22 protein-coding genes are annotated in these 24,174 nt (G+C 72.0%); 11 read left to right on the top strand and 11 right to left on the bottom strand.

Going from position 1 to position 24,174, the window contains the following annotated elements; genetic code table 11:
* Positions 1 to 49: 49 nt before the first annotated feature.
* Together IF67_RS0108610 and IF67_RS0108605 are read right to left on the bottom strand one after the other, a co-directional pair.
* Entirely contained in the window at positions 50 to 244 is a 195-nt protein-coding gene (locus IF67_RS0108610) for a DUF5999 family protein (protein WP_030983739.1), read from the bottom strand.
* Positions 245 to 585: 341 nt separating this feature from the next.
* On the bottom strand, positions 586 to 1,176 hold the full coding sequence (locus IF67_RS0108605; RefSeq protein WP_030983737.1) for a hypothetical protein: 591 nt from the start codon (positions 1,174 to 1,176) through the stop codon (positions 586 to 588).
* Positions 1,177 to 1,743: 567 nt separating this feature from the next.
* Between IF67_RS0108605 and IF67_RS0108600 the strand changes: the two genes are divergently transcribed.
* Entirely contained in the window at positions 1,744 to 3,297 is a 1,554-nt protein-coding gene (locus IF67_RS0108600; protein ID WP_030983735.1) for a glutamate-cysteine ligase family protein, read from the top strand.
* Between the two features lie 55 nt (positions 3,298 to 3,352).
* Here the strand turns inward: IF67_RS0108600 and IF67_RS0108595 are convergent, their stop codons facing one another.
* On the bottom strand, positions 3,353 to 5,140 hold the full coding sequence (locus IF67_RS0108595; RefSeq protein WP_030983734.1) for a substrate-binding and VWA domain-containing protein: 1,788 nt from the start codon (positions 5,138 to 5,140) through the stop codon (positions 3,353 to 3,355).
* Between the two features lie 194 nt (positions 5,141 to 5,334).
* On the opposite strand from IF67_RS0108595, the gene IF67_RS0108590 reads away from it, so the two are divergent.
* Positions 5,335 to 6,156, top strand: coding sequence for a type II CAAX prenyl endopeptidase Rce1 family protein (locus IF67_RS0108590; RefSeq protein ID WP_030983732.1), 822 nt, complete (start codon positions 5,335 to 5,337; stop codon positions 6,154 to 6,156).
* A gap of 69 nt (positions 6,157 to 6,225) precedes the next feature.
* Here the strand turns inward: IF67_RS0108590 and IF67_RS0108585 are convergent, their stop codons facing one another.
* Positions 6,226 to 7,047: a PhzF family phenazine biosynthesis protein gene (locus tag IF67_RS0108585; RefSeq protein ID WP_030983731.1), complete on the bottom strand. Its 822-nt coding sequence runs from the start codon at positions 7,045 to 7,047 to the stop codon at positions 6,226 to 6,228.
* A 444-nt stretch (positions 7,048 to 7,491) separates the two neighbouring features.
* Between IF67_RS0108585 and IF67_RS0108580 the strand changes: the two genes are divergently transcribed.
* The 3 genes from IF67_RS0108580 (at position 7,492) to IF67_RS0108570 (ending at position 10,838) form a co-directional block, all read left to right on the top strand.
* Positions 7,492 to 9,897 (top strand): ATP-binding cassette domain-containing protein, encoded by a 2,406-nt coding sequence (locus IF67_RS0108580; RefSeq protein WP_030983729.1) that lies wholly within the window; start codon positions 7,492 to 7,494, stop codon positions 9,895 to 9,897.
* A gap of 85 nt (positions 9,898 to 9,982) precedes the next feature.
* Positions 9,983 to 10,411, top strand: coding sequence for a helix-turn-helix transcriptional regulator (locus IF67_RS0108575; protein ID WP_030983727.1), 429 nt, complete (start codon positions 9,983 to 9,985; stop codon positions 10,409 to 10,411).
* Between the two features lie 10 nt (positions 10,412 to 10,421).
* A complete protein-coding gene (locus tag IF67_RS0108570) occupies positions 10,422 to 10,838 on the top strand; it encodes a VOC family protein (protein WP_030983725.1) in 417 nt (138 codons plus the stop codon).
* A 132-nt stretch (positions 10,839 to 10,970) separates the two neighbouring features.
* Here IF67_RS0108570 and IF67_RS0108565 read toward each other — a convergent pair whose 3' ends face one another.
* Positions 10,971 to 11,525: a hypothetical protein gene (locus tag IF67_RS0108565; RefSeq protein WP_037838993.1), complete on the bottom strand. Its 555-nt coding sequence runs from the start codon at positions 11,523 to 11,525 to the stop codon at positions 10,971 to 10,973.
* Positions 11,526 to 11,787: 262 nt separating this feature from the next.
* Here IF67_RS0108565 and IF67_RS0108560 point away from each other — a divergent pair, with 262 nt between their 5' ends.
* Positions 11,788 to 12,414 (top strand): PadR family transcriptional regulator, encoded by a 627-nt coding sequence (locus IF67_RS0108560; RefSeq protein ID WP_030983722.1) that lies wholly within the window; start codon positions 11,788 to 11,790, stop codon positions 12,412 to 12,414.
* A 68-nt stretch (positions 12,415 to 12,482) separates the two neighbouring features.
* On the opposite strand, the gene IF67_RS0108555 is transcribed toward IF67_RS0108560, so the two are convergent.
* Positions 12,483 to 12,911, bottom strand: a complete 429-nt coding sequence (locus IF67_RS0108555) for an SRPBCC family protein (RefSeq protein WP_030983719.1) — start codon at positions 12,909 to 12,911, stop codon at positions 12,483 to 12,485.
* 294 nt (positions 12,912 to 13,205) lie between these two features.
* On the opposite strand from IF67_RS0108555, the gene IF67_RS0108550 reads away from it, so the two are divergent.
* From IF67_RS0108550 to IF67_RS0108540, 3 genes are all read left to right on the top strand, one after another.
* Positions 13,206 to 13,736, top strand: coding sequence for a Clp protease N-terminal domain-containing protein (locus IF67_RS0108550; RefSeq protein WP_051817800.1), 531 nt, complete (start codon positions 13,206 to 13,208; stop codon positions 13,734 to 13,736).
* A gap of 74 nt (positions 13,737 to 13,810) precedes the next feature.
* Positions 13,811 to 14,947: an EamA family transporter gene (locus IF67_RS38925; RefSeq protein ID WP_078889336.1), complete on the top strand. Its 1,137-nt coding sequence runs from the start codon at positions 13,811 to 13,813 to the stop codon at positions 14,945 to 14,947.
* Between the two features lie 244 nt (positions 14,948 to 15,191).
* The gene (locus IF67_RS0108540) at positions 15,192 to 16,160 is read left to right on the top strand and encodes a DMT family transporter (RefSeq protein ID WP_030983715.1); all 969 of its coding nucleotides are present in this window, start codon (positions 15,192 to 15,194) and stop codon (positions 16,158 to 16,160) included.
* Between the two features lie 100 nt (positions 16,161 to 16,260).
* Here the strand turns inward: IF67_RS0108540 and IF67_RS0108535 are convergent, their stop codons facing one another.
* The gene (locus IF67_RS0108535) at positions 16,261 to 16,923 is read right to left on the bottom strand and encodes an FMN-binding negative transcriptional regulator (protein ID WP_030983714.1); all 663 of its coding nucleotides are present in this window, start codon (positions 16,921 to 16,923) and stop codon (positions 16,261 to 16,263) included.
* Between the two features lie 9 nt (positions 16,924 to 16,932).
* Complete coding sequence (locus IF67_RS0108530; RefSeq protein WP_030983713.1) at positions 16,933 to 17,598, bottom strand: pyridoxamine 5'-phosphate oxidase family protein; 666 nt, start codon at positions 17,596 to 17,598, stop codon at positions 16,933 to 16,935.
* A 35-nt stretch (positions 17,599 to 17,633) separates the two neighbouring features.
* Between IF67_RS0108530 and IF67_RS0108525 the strand changes: the two genes are divergently transcribed.
* Positions 17,634 to 18,965 (top strand): aminotransferase class I/II-fold pyridoxal phosphate-dependent enzyme, encoded by a 1,332-nt coding sequence (locus tag IF67_RS0108525; RefSeq protein WP_078889345.1) that lies wholly within the window; start codon positions 17,634 to 17,636, stop codon positions 18,963 to 18,965.
* Positions 18,966 to 19,110: 145 nt separating this feature from the next.
* On the opposite strand, the gene IF67_RS0108520 is transcribed toward IF67_RS0108525, so the two are convergent.
* Positions 19,111 to 20,172, bottom strand: coding sequence for a DMT family transporter (locus IF67_RS0108520; RefSeq protein WP_037839039.1), 1,062 nt, complete (start codon positions 20,170 to 20,172; stop codon positions 19,111 to 19,113).
* 74 nt (positions 20,173 to 20,246) lie between these two features.
* On the opposite strand from IF67_RS0108520, the gene IF67_RS0108515 reads away from it, so the two are divergent.
* The gene (locus IF67_RS0108515) at positions 20,247 to 21,155 is read left to right on the top strand and encodes a LysR family transcriptional regulator (RefSeq protein WP_030084883.1); all 909 of its coding nucleotides are present in this window, start codon (positions 20,247 to 20,249) and stop codon (positions 21,153 to 21,155) included.
* A gap of 21 nt (positions 21,156 to 21,176) precedes the next feature.
* Here the strand turns inward: IF67_RS0108515 and IF67_RS0108510 are convergent, their stop codons facing one another.
* Positions 21,177 to 22,550: a carboxyl transferase domain-containing protein gene (locus IF67_RS0108510; RefSeq protein ID WP_030983708.1), complete on the bottom strand. Its 1,374-nt coding sequence runs from the start codon at positions 22,548 to 22,550 to the stop codon at positions 21,177 to 21,179.
* Positions 22,551 to 22,683: 133 nt separating this feature from the next.
* Complete coding sequence (locus tag IF67_RS0108505) at positions 22,684 to 24,144, bottom strand: acyl-CoA synthetase (protein WP_030983706.1); 1,461 nt, start codon at positions 24,142 to 24,144, stop codon at positions 22,684 to 22,686.
* Positions 24,145 to 24,174 lie beyond the last annotated feature (30 nt).

The following is a 24,174-nucleotide window of genomic DNA, read 5'->3' as shown; positions in this document are numbered from 1 at the left end:
CTCGGCAGATCTGCCGGGGGCCCGGTGGCTCGTGCTGCGCGATCGCGGGTCAGGCGGCGGCGGTGGCCCGTGCGCGGTGCGGGGCGATGACCTGCCCGTTCGGCAGCAGCTCACCGGTGTCCTCGAAGAGCAGGACGCCGTTGCAGAGCAGGCTCCAGCCCTGTTCCGGGTGGTGCGCCACAGGGTGTGCGGCCTCCCGGTCGCTGGAGTCGGCTGACGGGCAGGGCGGTTGGTGCTGGCACATGGAAGTTGTCTTTCGCTGCGGTGTGGTGAACGTCGACGTGCGGCTCGATGAGGTGTTCATGGCCGCTCCCCCGTTTCCTCGGTCGATCCCAGTGTTGCCCCACGGACGGGATTCCGCAGGGATTTCGCAGCAGCGGTACTCACTCGGTATGGACGCGTCACCCATGCGGGCGGTTGCTCCCAATTGCACTCCTCCCCAAGAGGGTTGGGAGTGGTATCCGCGGGCTAGGCCGCGCGGGTGAGTGCGACAGAGCGCCCCGGGGCCGGAAGAGGCCGCGGGGCATGCTCAAGCGGGTGGCGGGCGCCGGTGTCCGCGCAGGAGAACGGGGCCGGCGCGCCCGTTCAGGCGGGTTCGGCGAGGAGCGGGGTGGTGGGAGTGAGGCGCAGCGTCAGCCGGGGGAGCAGGTCGGCGATGCGCTGCGGACGGTGCGAGGCGATCCCCGGCGGGGCGGGCGCGAGCGGTACCAGCAGGTCGGCGGGCGTGGGCAGCCCTTCGGCGCCGTCGGAGGCGATGTCGTGATGCAGCCACAGGGTGAGCATGTAAAGCTCGGGGACGGACAGCAGGCGCGGCTGGTAGGGCGTGCCGAGCGACTCGGCCTGCGCCAGCGCCTGCTCGGTCGCGGCGACGTACGGGCCGCCGCAGAAGCGTGAGAACGTCCAGCCGTCCGCGGTGAGCATCGCCTCGGCGGTGGCCACGGCACGTTCCCCGCCGCGGACCAGGAAGCGCCAGCCGGCCAGACGGGTGTGCGGCATACCGCCGGCCCGGCTGACGTCGTCCCAGACGTGGACGGGCAGCGGGTGGTCGGGGCTGAGCGGACCCTGATGGGCGCGCAGTGCGGAGACCGGGGCCTCGCGGACCGCGGTGGGCGAGCCGAGGGCGGCGAGAACGCTGCGCAGGGCAGGCGCGGGGGCAGGGGGAAGGTGCAGCGGCATGGTGGGTCGCCTCTCACTTCGGAGACACGGTGGAGCGTGGCAGGGTGCAAACGACGCTGTCTGCGTGCGGGTCAGAGCGTGGCCGGCCGGGGCTGCGGCCCGGCGAGGTCAGTCGCTGTGCCCCGGTGCCGGCGAGAACACCGGGACGCTGGGCGCCAAGTCTCTGCCTCGTAAGCGGAGTTTATACGACGTATGTTCTGAAAGTGTTTCGACTACCGGCCTTGTGGATTTCGGGCAAGGTGAAATCCAGACCCTTGTGCGAGGTGTTTTCCGCCGCTTTGTGCAACGGTTTTACGGCGCCACCTCGCATTACCTCGGCAGCGCGGTAGGCCGGATCTCGTCAGTGTTTCTCACCAAGGAAATGCGGTCGGCTGTCGCCAGTGAGATATGCCTTCGGGATGTGCCGGTGGCTGGGCCACTTCGAGCCTATCGGTACCGGCATGCCTCCGCGGCGTTATCGATCAGATTGCCGGGGCATCATCGACCGTAGCGTGAGCCCCGGTGGAGTCGGGGAAGGCCCCAAGCGGCCCGTGGCCGCGGGCCGTTCACTCGAGGAGGGACCCTTCGATGGGGGAGAAGGTCGCCGCGGACGGGATCGACCTGGCGGACCGGGAGCGTTATCGAAGAAAGCTTCACGAGTGTCTCGAGGGTTTGCAGAGGCTCCTGAAGGAGGAGAGGTTCGACCGGCCCAGGAATCTCATGGGTCTGGAGATCGAACTCAATCTGGCCGGTGCCGACGGGCTGCCCCGCATGATGAACTCTCAAGTTCTCGAGCGCATCGCCAGCTGTGATTTCCAGACCGAACTCGCCCGGTGCAACCTGGAGGTCAACATCCTTCCGCACCGATTGAGCGGCCGTGTCCTGGACCAGCTCGCCGAGGAACTCCGTACGGGGCTCGCCTACGCCGAAAGGAAGGCACGCGAGGTCGCCGCCCGGATCGTGATGATCGGCATTCTGCCCACCCTGCACGCCACCGACCTCACCGCTGCCAGCCTCTCCGAGAACGACCGCTATGTGCTGCTCAACGACCAGATGCGGGCGGCCCGCGGCGAGGACTTCGCACTCGACATCCGGGGCGTGGAGCATCTGGTCTCCCGCTCGCCCTCGATCGCACCGGAAGCCGCCTGTACCTCGGTCCAGCTGCACCTCCAGGTGACGCCGGGCCGTTTCGCCGCCGTCTGGAACGCGGCCCAGGCCATCGCCGCGGTGCAGGTGGCGGTCGGCGCCAACTCGCCGTTCCTCTTCGGGCGTGAGCTGTGGCGCGAGTCCCGGCCGCCGGTCTTCCAGCAGGCCACGGACACCCGCGTGCCCGAACTTCAGGCCCAGGGAGTGCGCCCCCGCACCTGGTTCGGCGAGCGCTGGGTCGACTCCGCATATGACCTGTTCGAGGAGAATCTGCGCTACTTCCCCCCGCTGCTGCCGGTGTGCGGGCCGCAGGAGCCGCTGCGGGTCCTCGATGAGGGCGGGGCGCCCGACCTGGCCGAACTGGTGCTGCACAACGGCACGATCTACCGGTGGAACCGGCCCGTCTACGCGGTCGCCGACGGTGTCGCGCACCTCAGGGTCGAGAACCGGGTGCTGCCGGCCGGTCCCACCGTCGCCGACGTCATCGCCAACACCGCCTTCTACTACGGACTCGTGCGGGCACTGGCCGAGGAGCCGCGCCCCATCTGGTCGCGTCTCCCGTTCGCCGCCGCGGCCCGCAACTTCGACACCGCCTGCCGGTACGGCATCGACGCCACCTTGGACTGGCCCCGTCCCGGACGGGCCGGCGGTCTCGCCCGGATCCCGGCCCTACGGCTGGTACGCCAGGAACTGCTGCCGCTGGCGGCCCGCGGGCTGGATGCCTGGGGGGTGGAACCAGCCGATCGTGACCATTACCTCGGCATCATCGAGGAGCGCTGCCGGCGCCGGGTCAACGGCGCGTCCTGGCAGGCCGCGGCCTGCCACCACGCCCGGCGCCAGGGCCTCGACCGGGATGCCGCGCTCGCCGCGATGACCCGGCGCTACAGCGAGCTGATGCACACCGGGGAGCCGGTGCACACCTGGCCGGTCGCCTGGCCGGTCACCGGGCGGGCCGCCGTACCGGAGCCTTGGGAGGCGGCGGCCGAGGGGGCGTAGGGCGTGTCTTTCGGATCTGCACGGGCCGCGGCCCGGAGCCCCGGCATCCGGGGGCTCAGCGCGGCTTCTTGCTGCCCGCCGCCATGATGGCCTTGAGGATCACCTGGTGGATCTGCGACGGGTCGCTGACCTGGTGCGCCGATCCGCCGGTCGGCGCCGCGATGCGGTCCAGGGCCGCGGTGTCGGCCGCCGGGCCGATGGCGAGGGCGATCAGCGGCACCGGCCGCTGGGGGTCGGAGAGCTTCTTCAGCTTCTCGGCCAGGGCATCGAGGCCGAGGCTGCCGGCGTCGTCGTTGGCGCCGTCGGTGACGATGACCAGTGCGTTGAACTTCCCGCTCGCATACGTCGAGCAGGCTTCCCGGTATGCGGCGAGCGTGGTGTCGTACAGGCCGGTGGCGCCACGGGGCGCCGGGGCCAGTGAGCTGAATGCGGCGGTGAGCGTGTCGCGGTGGGTGCCGCCGGCGGTGTCCCGGTCGCCGAGGCGGCTGGTGGGGGACAGTTCCACATAGTCCTTGTCGCCGTCCAGGAAGGTGGCGAACTTCCACAGCCCGATCTCGTCCTCGGGCGTGAAGGTGGCCAGCGCCTGGAGCAGCGAGTTCTTGGTGAGGTCCATGCGGGTCCGGCCGCCGCTGCCCGGGACCGGGGTGCCCATCGACGGTGAGGCGTCCACGACCGTGGTGAGCCGGGTGTTCTGCACGGTGACCGTCCACATGCCCATCAGCGCCTGGAGTTCCTCGACCGTCGGCGGATCGGCGGGATCGGCCGCGTACGGCTGCGGATCGCGCCCGCCGGCCGCGGTGGTCACCTTCGGGTCCGCCTCGCCGTTGCCGGCCCGGAAGCCGTGCCGGCGCAGCGTGCGCTGTCCGTCGCTCTCGCCCAGCAGCGTCATGAAGCGGTTGGCGGCGCGGGTCTGCTCGGGGCTCAGCTCCGTGTCGTCGACCAGCGTGTACGGGAAGTCGAGCCGGGCCGTGCCGTCCTGGGGATAGAACAGGTCCAGATCGGGGCCGCCGCCCGCCTTCGTGTTGTGGGTGTAGGCGGCCTGCTCCGAGAGCAGCAGCGCCTGGTTGCGGCGCGGATCGGCCTGCTCCGCAGCGGAGTTGTCGCGCGGCAGGGTGGCCAGTACCCGACCGTCGCCGTCCGTGACCCGCTGGTAGAGGAGCTTTGCCGTCGCGGCGGTGCGGGTGTCGGCCTCGTCGCTGTCCTTGGTGTCCTTGGCGTCGGCGGCGCCGATACGGGCCAGGGCAAGCATCCCGGTGGCGCTGCGGGCCGGGTCGGCGAGGCCCAGGCGCACTTCGTCGCCGGAGGTCACGGTCCGGGTCAGCTTCGTCCAGGTGTAGGTCTTCTTCGGCCAGCCCATTGACGTGGCGGCCGCGGGGACGGCGCCCAGCGCGATCGGGGACGAGGCGATGGTGCCGACGGCGGTCAGCGGAGTGCCGCGCTCCGCTTCGACCCGGTCCACCCACAGGCTCGAATCCGGTATCCAGACCTGGAAGTCGGGGCTGACCGGCCGCTGCCCGAATGCGTCGGCGATGTCATTGGCGGCGCGCGGGGTGATCCTGACGTCCAGACATCTGCCGTCGGTGCGCGTCGCGTCCTCGCGGGCGGTCTTGGCCACCGCTTCGAGTGCCGGGGCGATATCCGGCGAGGCCGCCACGTCGAGCCGCGCCGACCGGCCCTCGCACGGGCCCCCGAACGGGAGCAGACCGCTGCGCAGTGCCACCACCGAGCCCGCGGCCACGGCGAGAACGAGACCGGTGGAGATGATGATGGTGCGCCGGCGAAGTCCCGGTCGGGCCCCCGTGTGCTCCGTCGGGGAGCCGTCGGGCAAGCTGTGTCGTCCCATTGCGGTAGCGCCTCTCCTTCTCGGAGCTCGATCGGGAATCGATGGGGAGAGGGGAAACGCGCCACGTGGATGGCGCCCGTCCCCGGCCTGTCGCGCGCGATCTTCGTACCTGCTGTCGAGACCCTAGCGGGGCGGTGGTGGCGAAGAGACGGTAATGCGGAAGTGGAGGAAGCGTGCAGTCGGATACAAGTCCCGTGGCTGGTGCGGACGTTCCAGGTAAGGGGCCCGGGAAGGGATCGGGAACCGGGGTGGCCGAGGAGCCGTCGCGGAGCATCCTGCGGAGCGAGACGCTGATCGTCCTGGCCCTCTCGCTGGGGGCCAGCGGGGTGTCGGCGCTGATCAGCTTCATCGGATCGGTGACCAAGCCCGGCGGCCTCAAGGACCAGGCGGCGACGCTCAACGGCTCCCACGCGCCCGGTCGCCCCTGGCTGGATCTCGCCTGGCAGCTGTTCGGGATCGCCAGCGCCCTCGTCCCCGTGGTGCTGGTGGCACACCTGCTGCTGCGGGAACGGGCCGGCGGACTGCGGGCGGTCGGCTTCGACCGGAAGCGGCCCGGTTTCGACCTGAGCCGCGGCGTCGCGCTGGCGGCCGTCATCGGCAGCAGCGGTGTGCTGCTGTATCTGGGCGCGCGGGCGGGCGGATTCAATCTGACGGTGGTGCCCGAGGCGCTGCCCGCGGTGTGGTGGAAGATCCCGGTACTGATCGCCTCCGCGGTGCAGAACGCCGTCGTGGAGGAGGTCATCGTCGTCGGGTATCTGCTGCGCAGGCTGGGGCAGTTGGGCTGGACTCCGCCGGCCGCACTCGCGGCCAGCTCCCTGCTGCGCGGTTCCTACCACCTCTACCAGGGCCTCGGCGGCTTCGTCGGCAACATGGTGATGGGCGTGATCTTCGTCCTGCTCTACCGGCGGTGGGGACGGGTGGGGCCGCTGGTCGCCGCCCATGCCCTGATCGACACCGTGGCGTTCGTCGGCTATGCGTTGCTCGCGGGGCACGTGGGGTGGCTGCCGACGGCGTGAGGCGGGTGAGGCGCGGGGCACCGCCGGTGCCTGCCGCGCCTCCTGGCGGCTGCTTCCGCCGGGGGCCGCTCAGCCGGTGACCAGCAGCTCGCCGTCGATGACCGTGACCGCCGAACCGGTCAGCAGCGTACGGTCGCCGCGCAGCTCGGTCCGTACGAAGCCGGTGCGGGCGGCGCCCTGGAGGCCGACCAGCGCGTCACGGCCCAGGCGCGCGGACCAGAACGGGGCGAGCGCGGTGTGCGCGCTGCCCGTCACCGGGTCCTCGTCGATGCCCACTCCGGGGAAGAAGCAGCGCGAGACGAAGTCATAGCCACCGTCGGGACGGTCGGCGCGCGCGGTGGTGATCACGCCGCGGCCGCCGTGCCCGGCCAGCGCCTTGAGGTCCGGGGCGAGCGCCCGTACGGACTTCTCGTCGGCCAGCTCGACCAGGAGATCCCCCACATCGGGACCGGTGTCGTACGCGGAGCGGATCTCGGTGCCCAGCGCTCCCGCGACGGCCGGCGGTACCTCGACGGGGGTGAGCGGGGCGGTCGGGAAGTCCATCGTGATCGCCCCGTCGGCACCGGCCGTCGTGGTCAGCACCCCGCTACGGGTGCGGAAGCGGACCGTCCCGGTGGCCGTCCCGGTGGTGTGCAGCACGTGTGCCGTGGCCAAAGTGGCATGCCCGCACATGTTCACCTCGGCGGCCGGAGTGAGCCAACGCAGCGCCCAGTCGGCGTCTCCGCCCTCGGGCAGCGGGTGCGCGAAGGCGGTCTCGGAGAGATTGACCTCGGTGGCGACCTGCTGCAACCAGGGCGTATCGGGAAAGGCGCGGGAGCCGAGGAGTACGACTCCCGCGGGGTTGCCGGTGAACGGACGCTCACTGAACGCGTCGACGATACGAATCCTCATGGCCGTGAGCGTAGAGGTGCCACTAGGCCGCGAACCAAGGCCAATCCGGGGGAATTGGACACGGAGCGGGGGCCTGGTGGTGGCCTGGCGCGGGCCACCGGTGGCGCGGGGCGTGTGGATACGGCGGTCCCGGTGACCTGTGCCGGTGACGGCTGCACGGCTGCACGGCGGAGATGCCGTCGTGCGCCGGGAAACAGGTGACCGGACCGATCAGGAATGGAGAAGCGCGGGCCCCGAGCCGCGGCTAGCGTGACCGCGGGCCGGTGCGCGACGGCCGCCGACTGGTCCGACACCTCGGCCGGGTGCACCGCGTGGCCCCGGGCCCGGAAGCTGCACGGGCCGAAGCGGAGGAGAACCAGAAGCACTGTGCGAGGCTGGTCGGACCGAGCCAGGCGACACCCACGGAGTCCGCGAAGGCGGCCTTGACCAACAAATGGAGACACGATGAGCATGGCCACGAGGACGGACTCGCAGTCGCCTGCGCTGCACGTTGCCGACAGCCACGACCTGATCCGTGTGCACGGCGCGCGCGTGAACAACCTCATGGACGTCAGCATCGAGATCCCGAAGCGCCGGCTGACGGTGTTCACCGGCGTCTCCGGCTCGGGCAAGAGCTCTCTGGTGTTCGACACGATCGCCGCGGAGTCGCAGCGGCTGATCAACGAGACCTACAGCGCCTTCGTCCAGGGCTTCATGCCCACTCTGGCGCGGCCCGAGGTCGATGTCCTCGAAGGGCTGACGACCGCGATCATCGTCGACCAGCAGCGGATGGGTGCCGACGCCCGCTCCACGGTCGGCACCGCCACCGACGCCAACGCGATGCTGCGCATCCTCTTCAGCCGGCTCGGGAAGCCGCACATCGGCCCGCCCGGCGCGTACGCCTTCAACGTCCCTTCGGTCCGGGCGAGCGGTGCCATCACCGTCGAGCGCGGTGCCAAGAAGACGGTGAAGGCGACCTTCAACCGCACCGGCGGCATGTGTCCGCGCTGCGAAGGCCGGGGCACGGTCTCCGACATCGACCTCACCCAGCTCTACGACGACTCCAAGTCGATCGCCGAGGGCGCGTTCACCATCCCCGGCTGGAAGTCCGACAGCTTCTGGACCGTGCGGGTCTACGCCGAGTCGGGGCTCCTGGACCCGGACAAGCCGATCCGCAAGTTCACCAAGAAGGAGATGCAGGACTTCCTCTACCGGGAGCCGACCAAGGTGAAGGTCGAGGGGGTGAACCTCACCTACGAGGGGCTGATCCCCAAGATCCAGAAGTCGTTCCTGTCCAAGGACAAGGAGGCGCTTCAGCCGCACATCCGGGCATTCGTGGAGCGGGCGGTCACCTTCACCACCTGCCCCGAGTGCGACGGCACCCGGCTCAGTGAGGGGGCCCGGTCGTCGAAGATCATGCGGATCAACATCGCCGACGCCTGCGCGATGCAGATCAACGACCTGGCCGCATGGGTCCGCGGACTCGATGAGCCGTCGGTGGCACCGCTGCTCACCGCGCTTCAGCAGACCCTCGACTCGTTCGTGGAGATCGGCCTCGGCTACCTCGCGCTCGACCGGCCGTCGGGCACGCTGTCGGGCGGCGAGGCGCAGCGCGTGAAGATGATCCGCCACCTCGGCTCCTCGCTCACCGACACCACCTATGTTTTCGACGAGCCCACCATCGGGCTGCACCCCCATGACATCCAGCGGATGAACGACCTGCTGCTGCGGCTGCGGGACAAGGGCAACACGGTGCTCGTCGTGGAGCACAAGCCGGAGACGATCGCGATCGCCGACCACGTCGTCGACCTCGGCCCCGGCGCGGGTACGGCGGGCGGCACGGTCTGCTTCGAGGGCACCGTCGAGGGGCTGCGGGCCGCCGGCACCGTCACCGGCCGCCATTTCGACGACCGGGCGGCCCTCAAGGAGACGGTGCGCAAGCCCATCGGCCTGCTTCCGATCCGCGGCGCGACGGCGCACAACCTGCGCAACGTCGACGTCGACATCCCCCTCGGGGTGCTGGCCGTCGTCACCGGCGTCGCCGGCTCCGGCAAGAGCTCGCTCGTGCACGGGTCGCTGCCGGGCAAGTCGGGGGCCGTCGGCGAGGGTGTGGTGTCGGTCGACCAGGGCGCGATCCGCGGCTCGCGACGGAGCAACCCGGCGACGTACACCGGACTGCTCGACCCGATCCGCAAGGCGTTCGCGAAGGCCAACGGCGTGAAGCCGGCGCTGTTCAGCGCCAACTCCGAGGGCGCCTGCGCCACGTGCAACGGCGCCGGGGTCGTCTTCACCGACCTGGCGATGATGGCCGGCGTCGCCACCACCTGCGAGGAGTGCGAGGGGAAGCGGTTCCAGGCTTCGGTGCTGGAGTACCACCTCGGCGGCCGCGACATCAGCGAGGTGCTCGCGATGCCGGTGACCGAGGCCGAGGAGTTCTTCGGCTCGGGCGAGGCGTACACCCCGGCCGCGCACAAGATCCTCGACCGGCTCACCGATGTCGGGCTCGGCTATCTCAGCCTCGGCCAGCCGCTCACCACGCTGTCCGGCGGCGAGCGGCAGCGGCTCAAGCTGGCCACCCATATGGCAGAGAAGGGCGGCATCTACATCCTCGACGAGCCGACCGCCGGTCTGCATCTGGCCGACGTCGAGCAGCTGCTCGGCCTGCTCGACCGGCTCGTCGACTCCGGCAAGTCGGTCATCGTCGTCGAGCACCACCAGGCGGTCATGGCGCACGCCGACTGGATCATCGACCTGGGCCCCGGCGCCGGCCACGACGGCGGCCGGATCGTCTTCGAGGGCACGCCCGCCGACCTCGTCGCCGCCCGCTCCACCCTCACCGGCGAGCACCTCGCGGCCTACGTCGGCGCCTGAGGCGAGGCCCGCGCAGCGGGGAGCACCCGAGGGCGTCGTCCCTGCTTCCCCTCATCGGCCTCGGGTGCTGTGGGAAGCTGAGCAGGTGAGACAGCAGGATCTCGACGACCTCGTCCGGCTGCGGCGGGCCCGTGACCGGATGGACCGCGACTACGCCGAGCCGCTCGACGTCCCGGCGCTGGCGCATGGCGCCCTGATGTCGCCGGGCCATTTCTCCCGCAGCTTCCGCGCCGCTTTCGGCGAGACGCCCTACAGCTACCTGATGACCCGCCGCATCGAGCGGGCCAAAGCGCTGCTGCGGCGCGGCGATCTCACGGTGACCGAGGTCTGCTTCGCGGTCGGCTGTACGTCGCTGGGCTCGTTCAGCTCGCGCTTCAGCCGGCTGGTCGGCGAGAGCCCGAGCGCCTACCGCGCCCGGAGCCATGACCAGGGCGCCGCCATCCCGGCCTGCATCGCCAAGATCCACACGAGGCCGGTCAGGAACGGAGAAGCGAGCCCCGCCGCCGGGCCGTAGCGTGAACGGCATGGACATCAGGCTTTCCACCACCTTCATCGCCGTCGACGACCACGACAAGGCGATCCCCTTCTACCGCGATGTGCTCGGCCTCGAGGTACGCAACGACGTCGGCTTCGAGGGGATGCGCTGGGTGACCGTCGGGGCACCCTCGCAGCCGGATGTGAACATCGTCCTGGAACCGCCGCTCGCCGACCCGAACGCCTCACCGGCCGACAGACAGACCATGGCGGAGCTGATGGCCAAGGGCCTGCTGCGCGGTGTCCTCTTCGCGACGGACGACTGCGATGCCACCTTCGAGCGCATCAGCGCCGCGGGCGGCGAGGTGCTTCAGGAGCCGATGGACCAGCCCTACGGCGTCCGCGACTGCGCGTTCCGCGACCCGGCCGGCAACATGTTGCGCTTCACCCAGCCCCTCCGGAAGTGAGCCCTCGGCGGGCTGCCTGGCATTCCGTCTGACAACGGATCTTGCTTGATCGTGGCCGGTGGCCGGTGGCCGGTGGCCGGTGGCCGGTGGCCGATGTGGCCGAAGCGGCCGAAGTGGGGGAGCGCGGTCCGCCTACAGGCCGACGTCCAGTTGGCGGGCGCGCGCCCACTGTTCCTCGAACTCGTCCCGGCCGATCTGGAGCCCCACGAGTTCCGGGTCGAAGAGATCCACGACCGGAGGGTTGAACGGCCAGTCGTCGGGGCCGCTCTTGACCGCGGCCCCGTCCTCGGCCAGCTCCACCTGGCGGAGGCGGCGGCCGTCGGGGCTCACCTCCATCAGATAGACGGCCGGATCCTCGTCGTCCTCGTCGTCCCATCGGCGACGCAGGTACACGACGTCCCTGTCCGCGAGCGCACCGAAGCCCGGACGACCGCGCTGTGCGTGACGTGTGGCGCGCAGGCCGTCCAGACCCGGAGGCATCCGCGGGGCGTCGATGTCGACTTCCTCCAGCTCGCCGTCCTCTTCCTGCCGTGCCACCGTCTCCGGGTCGGTGACGATCTCGATCCACGCGAACGTTTCGAGGATCTCCCGCGCGGACCGCGCCTGGATCCACCACCACACGCCGCCCATGCCGTAGTCGTGCAGGGCCAGGAAGCGCGACTTGGGCGCGGCGTCGTTACTGCTCACAGCGGTTGACGGTAACAAGTCCGTGCGTGGGGACAGGCGTTGGCCCATGACGCCAAGGGGCATTCCGGTTCCGGGCCAGGCAGGCGGCGACCGTCCTCCTCGCTCCTTCGGCAGGCACCTGCACCGGTCGCCCGGTGGGAACTCGACTCGGTCGAGTGCACCAGGCCCTCCGGACACCGCTCAGGGGGTTGCTTCGACGAACAGTCCCGATATATCGTTGAGGCATCGCGACCGATCAGTGAAAGAAAGGGAGGACGCCCTCATGCGTTCCCAAGGAAACGAACACGGACATGAGCATCGGCATGAGCACTGCGGACCCGGGCGCCATGGCGGCCGCGGCGACTTCGCGGGCGGCTGGGAGCGGCGCCGCTCCGCCTTCGGCCCGTTCGGCCCGCCTTTCGGGGGCCCGCCCTTCGGCGGCGGCCGGGGGCGTGGCGGACCGCGCGGCCGGGCGCGGCGCGGCGATGTGCGCGCCTCGATACTGGCGCTGCTCAAGGACCGCCCGATGCACGGCTACGAAATGATCCAGGAGATCGCCGAGCGCAGCGGCGGGGCGTGGAAGCCCAGCCCCGGCTCGGTCTACCCGACGCTGCAACTCCTCGAGGACGAGGGGCTGATCGCCAGCGCCAGTGAGGGCGGCAAGAAACTGTTCTCGCTGACCGACGCCGGGCGTGCCGAGGCCGACAGCGGTTCGGACGCCCCCTGGGAGGACGCCGGCCGCGGCGTCGACTGGGAGGCGATGAACGAGATCCGTAAGGCGGGCGGGGGCCTGGTCGAGGCGTTCCGGCAGGTGTGGGCCACCGGCAGTCCCGAGCAGCGGGAGAAGGCCATGGCCGTGGTCAACAAGGCGCGCAAGGAGCTGTATCTGATCCTCGCCGAGGAGGACTGACCCTGTGCGGGGTGGCGGGGGGGGGGAGGAGCCTTCGGGGGCCGCGCGTGCGGGTGGCTCCCGAAGGCTCAGGCGACCAGGGTGGCGAGCCTGTGCAGCGACTCGTTCAGTGCGGCGCTCGCCGAGTCCCTGAGCTTGCCGGCCATCAGTGAGACCGCGGCGCCGGTGAACGCCCCGTCGATCCGCACGGCCGTCGCCTCGCCGTCCGGGGTGAGTTCGTAGCGCATTCCCAGGTTGACGCCCATCGGGCCCTTGCCCTGGATGTCGAGCAGCCGGCCCGGCTCCAGCTCCCGGACGGTCCAGGTGACCTCCGCGGGGAAGCCCATCAGTTTCATGTTCTCCTCGTAGCCCGCGCCGACCTGGAGTGATTCCGGTCCGCCTTTGGGGAAGGCGGTGTGGGTGGCGTTCCACTCCCCGTACGAGTCGAAGTCGGTGAGCCGGTCCCAGAGCTTGTCGGCCGGCGCTTCGATACGGGCCTGCGCGGTGACTTCGGCCATGCGATCACCCCTTCGGTGACGGTCCCTGGCTGGTGCCGCGGAACGTAGCCGTACGGGGGCGAAGGTTCAATACCGATGACCGACCTTGCTGATGGGGTGTCAGGATTTGGTGGTCGGCCCGGCAGGGGGCGACAGGGTGACGGCCGTCCCCTGTCCGTATGTCCGGCCTCCACGGTTCCCCCGCATCTCCTCCGTGAGGATGAGAGGTGTGCGGCCGTGCCCAACCACCGTGGGATGCGCAAATGCTCCCCGGCGGGGATGTTGCGGCGCTGGGAGGCTGGTGGGGTGGGTGCTGTGCAAAACCGTACTGCGTACAGTGGTGGCGACGGGCCCGCCCAGGAGGAGCTCGACAGCCGGCTCACCGTCGAACTCGCGACGGTCGTATCCGCTGCTCGCAGGCGGGCCACCCGTGACGGCGACCGGCAGGTGGACACCGCGCATCTGCTGCACGGCCTCCTGGAATCGGACCCCGCCGTACGCGCCGCCTTCGACGGTCCCCCGCAGGTCGCAAGGCTGCTGGGCTACCTCGTCCAGCGCAGCATCGGCTACGGACTCCAATGGCACGGCACCATCGAGGACTCCGGCGCGGTCCCCCTGGTCGCCGAGGGCGGTGTCACCGGATGGTCACCGGCCGCGGCCGCCGCCATGGACGGCGCGCTGGACCGCGCCCATGCCGGATACGCCACCCGTGCCGGCTGCCTGGACCTGCTCGCCGCCTTGGTGGACGACCCCGAATCCCGGGCCATCGAGGTGCTGCGCCGGGCCTCCGTCGACACCGCCCGGCTCGCTGCGCGGCTGGACGGGGAACGCCCCGGGGGCGACTGACGAGAACGCCCCGGCCGGGGATGACAGGGGTATCGGGGGGTGGCACTGCTGACGGCGGCTGCCATGATGGCCGGATGCACGCGTCTTCGGGGAGCCCGGCGGGTCCATCGACCGGTCCGGGCCAGGGAACTCCAGGGTCCCGGGGGACCCAGCCGTCACCACCCGCCCTCGGGGCGAGCCGCAGCGGGGCGCCCCGGGGGCGCCGGGCCGGCCTCGGCATCGCCCTGGTGTCCGCCCTAGCCTTCGGCGGTTCGGGCGTCGCCGCCAAGCCCCTGATATCCGCCGGTCTCGAACCGCTGCATGTCACCTGGCTGCGGGTGGTCGGTGCCGCGCTGGTCATGCTGCCGGTCGCCTGGCGCCACCGGGAGCTGGCGCGGCGCAGGCCCGTGCTGCTCGCGGGCTACGGGCTGCTCGCCGTCGCGGGCGTACAGGCCTGCTACTTCGCCGCGCTCTCCCGTATCCCCGTCGGCGTCGCGCTGCTCATCGAATATCTGGCTCCCGCGCTTGTGCTGGGCTGGGTCCGCTTCGTTCAGAAGCGGCCGGTCACCCGTGCCGCCGCGGTCGGGGTGGTACTGGCCGTCGGCGGACTGGCCTGTGTCGTCGAGGTCTGGTCCGGGCTGAGCTTCGACGTCATCGGACTTGCCCTCGCGCTCGGCGCGGCCTGCTGCCAGGTCGGCTACTTCGTGCTCTCCGATCACGGCAGCGACGGCGACGACACGGTGGACCCGCTGGGCGTGATCGCCTACGGACTGCTGATCGGCGCCGCCGTCCTCACGGCGATCGCCCGCCCCTGGGACATGCACTGGCCGGTACTCGGCGGCAGCGCGGAGATGAACGGCACGCAGGTGCCCGCCGTCCTGCTGCTCGCCTGGATCGTGCTGATCGCGACGGTGGCCGCCTACCTCACCGGAGTGGTCTCCATCCGCCGGCTCTCGCCGCAGGTGGCCGGGGTGGTCGCCTGTCTGGAGGCGGTCATCGCGACGGTGCTGGCCTGGGTCCTGCTCGGCGAACATCTCTCCGCGCCGCAGATCGTCGGTGGCGTGGTGGTGCTGACCGGCGCCTTCATCGCGCAGTCGGCGAAGCCGAAGGCGACCGAGACCGTGCGGGTGGCCGGAGCCGGAGCCGGAGCGGGGGTGGGGCCCGGGACGGAGGAGGGCGCGGGCGCCGGCGCTCCGGGGGGCGGCGTGTCCCCGGCGTCCTCGGCTCCCTAGGCCTTCTGCCGCACGGCCCCAGGAGCGCTCCAGGGGCCGACTTGGCGGTCGGTTTGAGCTCGACGTAAGGTGACGATCATGCATTCCACTGTGCTGCCCCCTCCCGCCGCGTAAGGCGGGCGGCGGCCTCCGAGAAACCCGGTTCGGGCAGGTTCCCGAGCCGTTCGTCGCTGCCTGCACACGGGACCACGCGACCACTCCACGGCGCCCCGCGCCGTCCTGGATTTCCCGGAGCACCTCTCTCATGCATGCCACTCCTTCCTCCGCCCTGCCCGTGGGCCGGGGGCTGCTCTACGTCACGTTCGCCGCGACCGCCTGGGGCACTGCGGGTGCGGCCGCCGCCCTCCTCTACCGCGGCAGTGGACTGGGGCCGCTCGCCCTCACCTTCTGGCGCACCTTCGGCGGCCTGGTCCTGCTGCTCGCCGTACGGGCGCTGATGCGCCGCCGCTCCGGCACCGCCGTCGTCCCCGCCCCGAACGAGCCGCTGCGCCGGCGGATGGCCCGGGTCGTGGTGACCGGTACCGCCCTTGCCGTCTTCCAGGCCGCCTACTTCGCCGCCGTCGAGGCCACCGGTCTGGCCGTGGGCACCGTCGTCACCATGGGGGCGGGCCCCGTCCTCATCGCCATCGGGGCACGCGTGACGATGGGGGAACGGCTCGGCGGGGGCGGGGTGCTGGCCGTCGCCGGGGCGCTGGCGGGGCTGGCGGTGCTGGTCCTCGGCGGCGGCGGCGCCACGGTCCGCCCGGCCGGCCTGGGATTTGCCCTGCTGTCCGCGGCCGGCTGTGCCGCGATGACGCTGGCCACCCGGCGGCTGGGCAAGGGCGGCGGCAGCGATCCGTACGCCTCCACGATCGGCGCGTTCGCCGTCGGTGCGCTGGGTCTGCTGCCGCTCGCGGCGGTGGAGGGGCTGTGGCCCCAGGCGCACGACCTGGGACGCAGTCTCCTGCTGCTGGGCTACGTCGCGGCCGTGCCCACGGCGCTGGCCTACGGGCTGTACTTCGCGGGCCTGGCCGCCGTCCGCGCCGCGACCGCGTCCGTGATCTCGCTGATCGAGCCGGTATCGGCCGCGGTGATCGCGGTGCTGTTCCTCGGGGAGCGGCTCACGATGGCGACGGTGATCGGCACCGGCGTGCTGCTGTCGGCCGTGGCCGCGTTGGCGGTGACGGAGGCGCGCGGAGCCGTGACCGCCGCGCGGTCCGCGGCGCCGGCGTGAGCTGAGGACGGGTGCCCGGCCGGTGGTGTGCCGGCCGGGTGCCGGCCTCGGCTCACGCCCGGCCGGCGACCGGCCGTGAGGGGCGGGGCAGGGGTGCCGTTCAGGAGCGGGGCGCCTCCGTGGCGGTGCCGCCGGTCGCCAGGCGGCGCTGCTGGTGGGTGCGGGCCGCCGCGTCCCCGGGGCCGTCCCGTTCGGTGAGGCGTTCCGAGATGCGGTGCTGGACCGCCTCGCTCCGCTTGCCTCCGTACTTGAACTTGGCGCGGACCTCCCGCACTTCGAGGCGCAGCCCGCGGATGCCCGAGAGCAGCCGTCCGTACGGAGGCGCATCCGCGGCGACCGGAGCCGAGCCGCCGTCCGGCTGGAAGTGGCCCAGCTGCCGTTGCAGCAGTGCCGCCTTCGCCTCCGGGTCGTCCACGACATGGGCGGTGCAGGTCAGCTGGACCGCGGCATAGAAGCTGGTCGGGACGCCGTGCTCGGGCGGCTGGTCCTCGGCCGCCTGCCAGGGGCCGGGGATGAAGGTGTAGTCGTCCACCACGCTCAGCAGCACCGTCGGCCGTTCCTCCAGCGCGCCCCAGAGGGGGTGGGGGCGGGCCAGGTGGGTGACGGCCTCGCGCCGGGACGGGTCGTAGGCGAAGTGCAGCGGTTGCAGCATGGGCGGTTCGCCGGGCGGCCCGTTGGCGGCCAGCTGGCCAAAGTCATGTGTCGTGAGCCACTGTTGCCACTCGGCGTCGTCGGTGGGGGCGTCCCAGGGATGGATCAGCACGCGGGCTCCTCAGCGGGCGGAGAGGTACGCCGGCTCGGGCGTGCCGGGCGCGAGATCGTCGGACGGTATGGGGGCGCCGTACACCGGTGCGACGGGCAGGACACCGCTCCAGTACGGCAGCGCGAGGTCCTCCGGCTCGTCGTTGGGGCCGCCGGTGCGGAGCTTGGCGGAGACATCGCGCAGGTCGAGCCGGATGACGGCGGTGGCGGCCAGCTCCTTGGCGTTGCCGGGGCGGGAGTCCGCGGCGCGTCCGGGCAGGACATGGTCGACCAGCGCGTCGAGAGCGGCCTTCTTCTCCTCCTCGTCCGTCACCTGATACGCCGTGCCGTGCACCACGACGCTGCGGTAGTTGATGGAGTGGTGGAACGCGGACCTGGCCAGGACGAGGCCGTCGACGTGGGTGACCGTGACGCAGACCTCCAGGCCGGGGTCCGGCGCGGCACCGGTCATCCGCAACGGGCGGGAACCGGTCGAACCGTGCAGATAGAGGCGGTCGCCGACGCGGCCGTAGAGCGTCGGCAGGACGACGGGGGAGCTGTCGCGGACGAAGCCCAGATGGCAGACGTAGCCCGCGTCGAGGATGGCGTGCACCGTCTCGTGGTCGTATGCGGCGCGTTCGCGGGCGCGGGTGGGGGTCGTGCGTGCGGTCGGTTCGTACGCCTCGGATCGTGCCATTGCCAACTCCATTGCACTAGTGCATAATCATGTTTGTGCTAGGAGAGTATCGGATCCAAGGGCGGCGCGCATCGGAGATTGCCGCCAGTGTCGAGCGAGCCGTCGGTGCGGGCGAGCTCCAGCCGGGCGAAGTCCTGCCGCCGCTGAGGGAGTTGGCTGTCTATCTGGAGGTGAATCCGAATACGGTCGCGGCCGCGTACCGCACGCTCCGCGACCGCGGAGTGATCGAAACCGCGGGCCGGCGCGGCAGCCGGGTCCGTCCCCGCCCCGCGAGCACGCCGCGCGAGGCCCTGCGGGTGGAGGTGCCGCCGGGCGTCCGTGACGCCTCCGACGGAAACCCCGATCCGTCCCTGCTGCCCCCGCTGGAGCGGGCGCTGGCGGCGGCCGCGGCGCGCAGCGTGCGGCGCCCCGTGCTCTACGGCACGCCTGCCGTGGACGACGACCTCGCGGCCCTCGCCCGCGCGGCGTTCGCCGACGATGGTGTGCCGGTGGGCCCGGTCGCCGTCACCAGCGGCTCACTGGACGCCATGGAGCGGGTGCTGGCCGCCCATCTGCGGCCCGGCGACACCGTGGCGGTGGAGGACCCGGGGTGGGGCAGCCTGCTGGATCTCATTCCGGCGCTCGGACTGCGCCCCGCTGCCGTCGGCGTGGACGACGAGGGCCCGCTGCCGGAGCAGTTGGCGCGCGCGCTCCAGGACGGCGCCCGTGCCGTCGTCATCACGGACCGGGCGCAGAACCCCACCGGAGCTGCCGTAAGCCGCGCCCGCGCCACCGAACTCCGCACCCTCCTGGCCGCGCACCCCGGCACCCTCCTCATCGAGGACGACCACGGCCACGGCATCGTCGACCTCCCGCTCCATCCGCTCTCCGGCGTCACCGACCACTGGGTCCTGGTCCGCTCGACGGCCAAGGCGTACGGCCCGGATCTGCGCCTGGCGGTGCTCACCGGCGATGCGCTGACCATCGACCGGGTGCGGGGCCGTCAGGGCCTCGGGCCGGGCTGGATCAGCCATCTGCTCCAGGACACGGTCCTCCACCTGTGGCGGACGTCCGCGGTCGACCCGAAGGCGGTGGCCGAGGCGTACGGCCGGCGGCGCGATGCCCTGATACGGGCGCTGGCGGAGCGCGGAGTCCGCGCGCGGGGCCGCAGCGGTATGAACGTGTGGGTGCCGGTCCCGGACGAGACCGGTGCGGTGGCCCGGCTCCTGCACTCCGGCTGGGCGGTGGCCCCTGGCGCACGCTTCCGCCTCCAGTCACCACCGGGCATCCGCATCACGGTCTCCGCCCTCGCCGATGGCGACATCACCCCGGTCGCGGACGCCGTGGCCGCGGCCACCGGGGTGGGGGAGGTGCGGCGGTACGAGTGAGGGGTGGGAGGCGTTCGGGCCGACGGGCCGACGGGACCTCTGATGGTGGTCACGGCCGGTCGGCGGGTGGTGCTGTGCCTGCGCGCAAGGGCCCCGGCGCCGGTAAGTGGCCAGGGTCCTCGGTGCGTTGTGTGCTTGGGTGCCGTCAGTCTGTGGTCGTGCCCGGCCGGGGGAGCGACGGGCTGCTCGGGCGGGGCCTGCTCTGGGTGAGGGCGGCGCCGGCCAGGACGATGAGGGCGCCGACCGGAGTGTTCCAGCTCAGCTGTTCGTGCAGAAGGGCCACTCCGGCCGTGGTGGCGATCACGGGGATGAAGTACGTGACCATCTGGGCGGTGGTGGGGCCGACCTCGGCGACCAGGCCGTACTGGAGGAGGAAGGCGAAGCCGGTGCCCAGGGCGCCGAGTGCGAAGACGGCGAGCAGCGGGATGACCGGGTAGTCGGCCGGTGCGGTGGTGAACAGCGGCGTCACGACGGCCAGTTGGGCGGTGGCCAGCAGCAGCTGGGTGCTGGACATGGACAGGTGGGAGTGCCGGCTGCCCGCCAGGGTGCGGCGGACGTAGATCCAGCCGATGGCGTAGCAGAGCGAGGCGCCCAGGGCCATCGCGGTGCCCGTGAGATCCGTGCCGGAAAAGCCCTGCCAGGCACCGAGCACGGTGAGCACGCCCAGGAACCCGATGCCGAGGCCCGCGACCCGGCGCCGGCTGGGGCGGTCCTCGGAGAGTGCGACGACCGACAGCGCCATCCCCCACAGCGGGGAGGTGGCATTGCAGATGCCGGCCAGCGTGGAGGGGATGGTCAGCTCGGCGTAGGCGAAGAGGGAAAACGGCAGCGCATTGAGGAGGAACGCGGCGACGGTGAGGTGGGCCCAGGTGCGGGGCGAGCGGGGGAGCCGCTCACGCTTGATCACGAGCATGGCCAGCAGCACCAGCGCACCGAACGCCACCCGGCCCAAGGTGACCTGGAGCGGGGCGAAGCCCTGGGTGCCCACCTTGATGAAGAGAAAGCTGAAACCCCAGACGAGGGAGAGGGCGGCGAAGCGGATCGGCCAGCGGTGGGCCCGGCCGGTGGCCTTCGGGGGCGTCGCCGCGGTCCGGGGCGCGGCGGTCGAGGCTGCCGCGGTGTGCTCGTCGGAAGTGGGGAGGCCAGTCGTGGCCGGGGAGTTCGTGGTGTCGGATGAGGCGGTGGGTGCGCCGGTGGCGGTGCTCATGCCGTCCACGATGCGGCGTACAACTTTGAAGCACAAGCGAGAATTCGTGGCGGGTATCACTTAGCATTGCTTATATGTTGAACCTTGATCGCCTGCGGACGCTGAGTGCGGTCGCCCGGCACGGCTCCGTGAGCGCCGCCGCCGACGGACTGCATGTGACGACCTCTGCCGTCTCCCAGCAGATCGCCAAGCTCGAGCGGGAGACCGGACAGCAGCTACTGGCCAAGAACGGCCGCGGGGTGCGGCTGACCGACGCCGGACGGCTGCTCGCCGACCATGCGACGCGCATCCTCTCCCAGGTCGAGCTGGCCCAGGCCGAGCTGGAAGCGCATCGCGGCCAGGCGGTGGGTGAGCTGCGGCTGGGCGCGTTTCCCACCGCTGCGCGCGGGCTCTTCCCGGCCGCGCTGGTGGCTCTCCGTGCCGAGCACCCACAGCTCCGGGCGCGGCTGACGGAGATGGAACCGGACGAGTCGGTACGTGGCGTGGTGCGCGGTGATATCGATCTGGCCGTCGTCCTGGACTGGTACAACCGGCCGCTGTCGTTGCCCGAAGGGCTGGCGAAGGCGCCGCTCCTGGACGACCCGGCCGATGTGGCGATGCCGTCCACCCATCCGCTGGCCCGACGGCGGTCCGTGGAGCTGGAGGAATTCGCGGACGAGGAGTGGATCTCCTGGCCGCAGGGGGAGTTCTGCAATGAATGGCTGATGTTCACGCTGCGCAGCAAGGGCATTGAGCCGCGCGTCGCCCACATGGCGGAGGAGCACGGGACTCAGCTCGCCCTGATCGCGGCCGGGCTGGGGGTCGCGGTGGCTCCGCGCCTCGGCCGCGGGCCGGTGCCGGAGGGGGTGAGCGTGGTGCCCGTACGCCATACGATGCGCCGTCATGTCTATGCCATCTGGCGCGCGGATGCCGACCGCAGGCCCTCGATCCGTGCCGCCGTGGGGGCGCTCCGCGTGGCCGGGAAGGGTGTGGAGAGCAGCTGAGGCCGGTGCTCCCGGCCCGCCTCAGGTCGGTGGGACGATCCCGCGGATGACGCCCAGTTCCCGCAAGTCCTGTGGGCGGATGCGGAGTTGGTCGGCGGTGTCGTGGATCTGTGCTTCGCCGCGTTTGAGGATGGCCGCGGCCAGCTCCGGGGCGATCACGGAGAAGTAGCTGTCCGGTGTGGCCCAGAGCCGGTCCGGTGCGGCCAGGGCCAGCGCGCCGCCCGAGCCGCCTTCGCCGATGAGCAGGGAGGTCACGGGCACCTGGGCAGTGGCGAGCGCGGCGAAGGCATCGGCGATGGCCGCGCCGGCGCCGGCCTGCTCGGCCGCCGCGTCGTTGGCGGCGCCCGGGGTGTCCACGAGGGTGAGGACCGGGATGCCCAGCCGGCCGGCGAGCCGGACGAGCCGGGCGGCGGTGCGGAAACCGGCCGGGCGGGTGGCCGTGCCGCACTGGGCGGCGAAGGCGATCGTGCGCCCGTCACGATGCCCGAATCCGCACCGTATGCCGGGGTCGATACCGCCACAGCGGTCGCCGCTGATCTCTTCCCGGTCGTCGAAGTACGCGCGCAGATACGCCTCGGCGCGCGGCCGTGCTGCCTCACGGGCCCGCACCACCGCATCCCAGCCGGTCTCCGGCAGCTCGGGCGCCCCCAGCGCAGCCGGCGGGGGCGCCGGCTCCACGGCGTGAGTGCGGTACTCCGTCGGCGGGCACAGCAGTTGCAGCCAGCGCTGGAGCGTGGCGCGCAGCCGGTCGGGCGGGACGACGGCGTCGATGTGGCCCGAGGCGAGCTGCCCCTCGGCGGAGTAGGCGTGGGGATCGGCGTCGGGGGGCCGCACCCGCGAGCCCGCGAAGCCGATCTGTGCTCCCGGGAGCGCGAGGATGACATCGGCGCCCGCGCCGAGGGTGGCCCAGCCCCCGCCGGTCGTGGGGTCGCGCAGCACGGCGATCTGCGGCAGCCCCGCGGCACGGTTCAGCGCCGACTGCCGTGCCACCCGCTGGAGTTGGGTCAGCGCGCGCATCCCTTCCTGCATCCGGCTGCCGCCCGTGGCGATCAGCGAGACGACCGGCAGACCGCGCTCGCGGGCCAGGGTGTAGGCGGCCTCCAGACGGTCGCCGGTGCGCTCACCGAGGGAGCCGCCCAGATAGCGGAACTCGAAGGAGAGCACGACCGTTTCCCTGCCGCCTATCGTGGCCAGGGCTGTGACCACCGACTCGTCCTCGCCGGTCCGGGAACGGGCGCGGGCCCGCGCGTCGTCGTAGCCGCGCCAGCCGAGCGGGCCGTCCGGTGCGGAGGATGCCGCGGCCGATGTGCGATGACCGTCGGGAACGGGCGTCTCGGTGTACGTATCCGCCACGGCCGCGATGGCTTGACGGGCCGTCAGCCGGGCGCACGGCATCGGCGAGGCGGGCGAGGCGGGAGTCCGGTTGTCGGCCGTGCCCTCGTGGGCCGCGCCCCGGCCGTCGTCCCCGCCGTGGCGCCCGCCCCCGGCTCCGTTGCCGGCAACGTTCCCTGCCGCGCCGCCTCCGTCGTTACGCACGGAGCTCACGCTTCAGGATCTTGCCCATGTCATTGCGCGGCAGGGCGTCCAGGAAGTGCACGGTGCGGGGGCGTTTGTGCGGCGCGAGCTGGCGGGCGACATGATCGGCGAGCTCCTGGCCGGTCGGCGGCGGGCCGGCGTCCGGCCCGGTCTCGGCCACGATCCACGCGACGATCCGCTCGCCGAGGTCTTCGTCCGGAGCGCCGGTGACGGCCGCCTCGGCGACCCCGGGGTGGGCCAGCAGCGCATTCTCGATCTCACCCGCGCCGATCTTGTAACCGCCGCTTTTGATCAGGTCGGTGGCCTTGCGGCCCACGATGCGGTAGTTCCCGGCGGCGTCCCTGACCGCCATGTCGCCGGTGCGGAACCAGCCCCCGTCGAAGGCGGCGGCGGTGGCATCGGGGCGGTTGAGGTACTCGACGAAGAGGTTCGGGCCGCGGACCTGGATCTCGCCGACCGTCTCGCCGTCGTGCGCCTCGATGGCCTGGCCCGCGTCGTCGACCAGCCGGACGTAGACCCCCGGCAGCGGCACCCCCACCGTGCCCACGGCATCCGGGCCGTCCGCCCGCACGCTGGTGTTCATGAGCGTTTCCGTCATGCCGTAGCGCTCGATCACCCGTCGGCCGGATGCCGCAGCGATCCGCTCATGATCGGTCAGCGGCAGCGCGGCCGAACCGGAGACCAGCAGCCGGGCACGGGAGAGCGCCTTGGCGAGCGTGGGGTCATCGCCGGCCTCGGCGGCCAGGCGGTGGTACATCGTCGGTACGCCGAACAGCATCGTGCCGTCCGCGGACAGCTCCCGGGCCACCGCGTCGGTGCTGAAGCGCCCCAGGTGGTGGACGCTGCCGCCGCGGCGCAGCGGTCCGAGGATGCCGAGGATCAGGCCGTGGACATGGAAGAGCGGCAGGGCGTGGACGAGGACGTCGTCGGCGGTCCACTGCCAGGCGTCCTCCAGGGCGTCGAGGGTGTGCGCAACGGCGCGCCGGGGGAGGACAACGCCCTTGGGCGGCCCGGTCGTACCGGAGGTGTAGACGATCAGGGCCGGAGCCTCGTCGCCCGGTTCGTACGGAAGCGGAGCCGGCTCGGCGTCCTCGGGCGGCTCCGCGGCCTCGATGTCGAGCCGGGACAGTGCGGCGAGCGGGTCCGGCAGCTCGGCGCCCGGCTCGGCCAGGACGAGGGACGGGGCGCTGTCCGTCACGATGTGCGCCAGCTCGCTCTCGCCGATCTTCGGATTCACCGGGACCACGGCCACACCGGCGAGCAGCGCGGCCACCACACCGACCGAGGTCTCCAGCGTCGGCGTCGCCCAGACGGCGATACGGCTCTGACCGGCGATCCGCTCGGCGAGCGCACCCGCCACCGACGCCAATTGGCGATAGCTGAGACCACGGTCGCCGAAGCGCAGCGCGGGTGCGGGCGAAGCGTCGCGCAGCGCGGGGAAAAGCACGTTCACCGGATCTCCTTCGTCCTCGTCGGAGCCCGG

Source organism: Streptomyces sp. NRRL S-1813 (genome assembly GCF_000719605.1).
Lineage (GTDB): Bacteria > Actinomycetota > Actinomycetes > Streptomycetales > Streptomycetaceae > Streptomyces > Streptomyces decoyicus.
The sequence above is the reverse complement of the archived record's forward strand: the minus strand, read 5'-3'. Positions and strand labels throughout refer to the sequence as shown.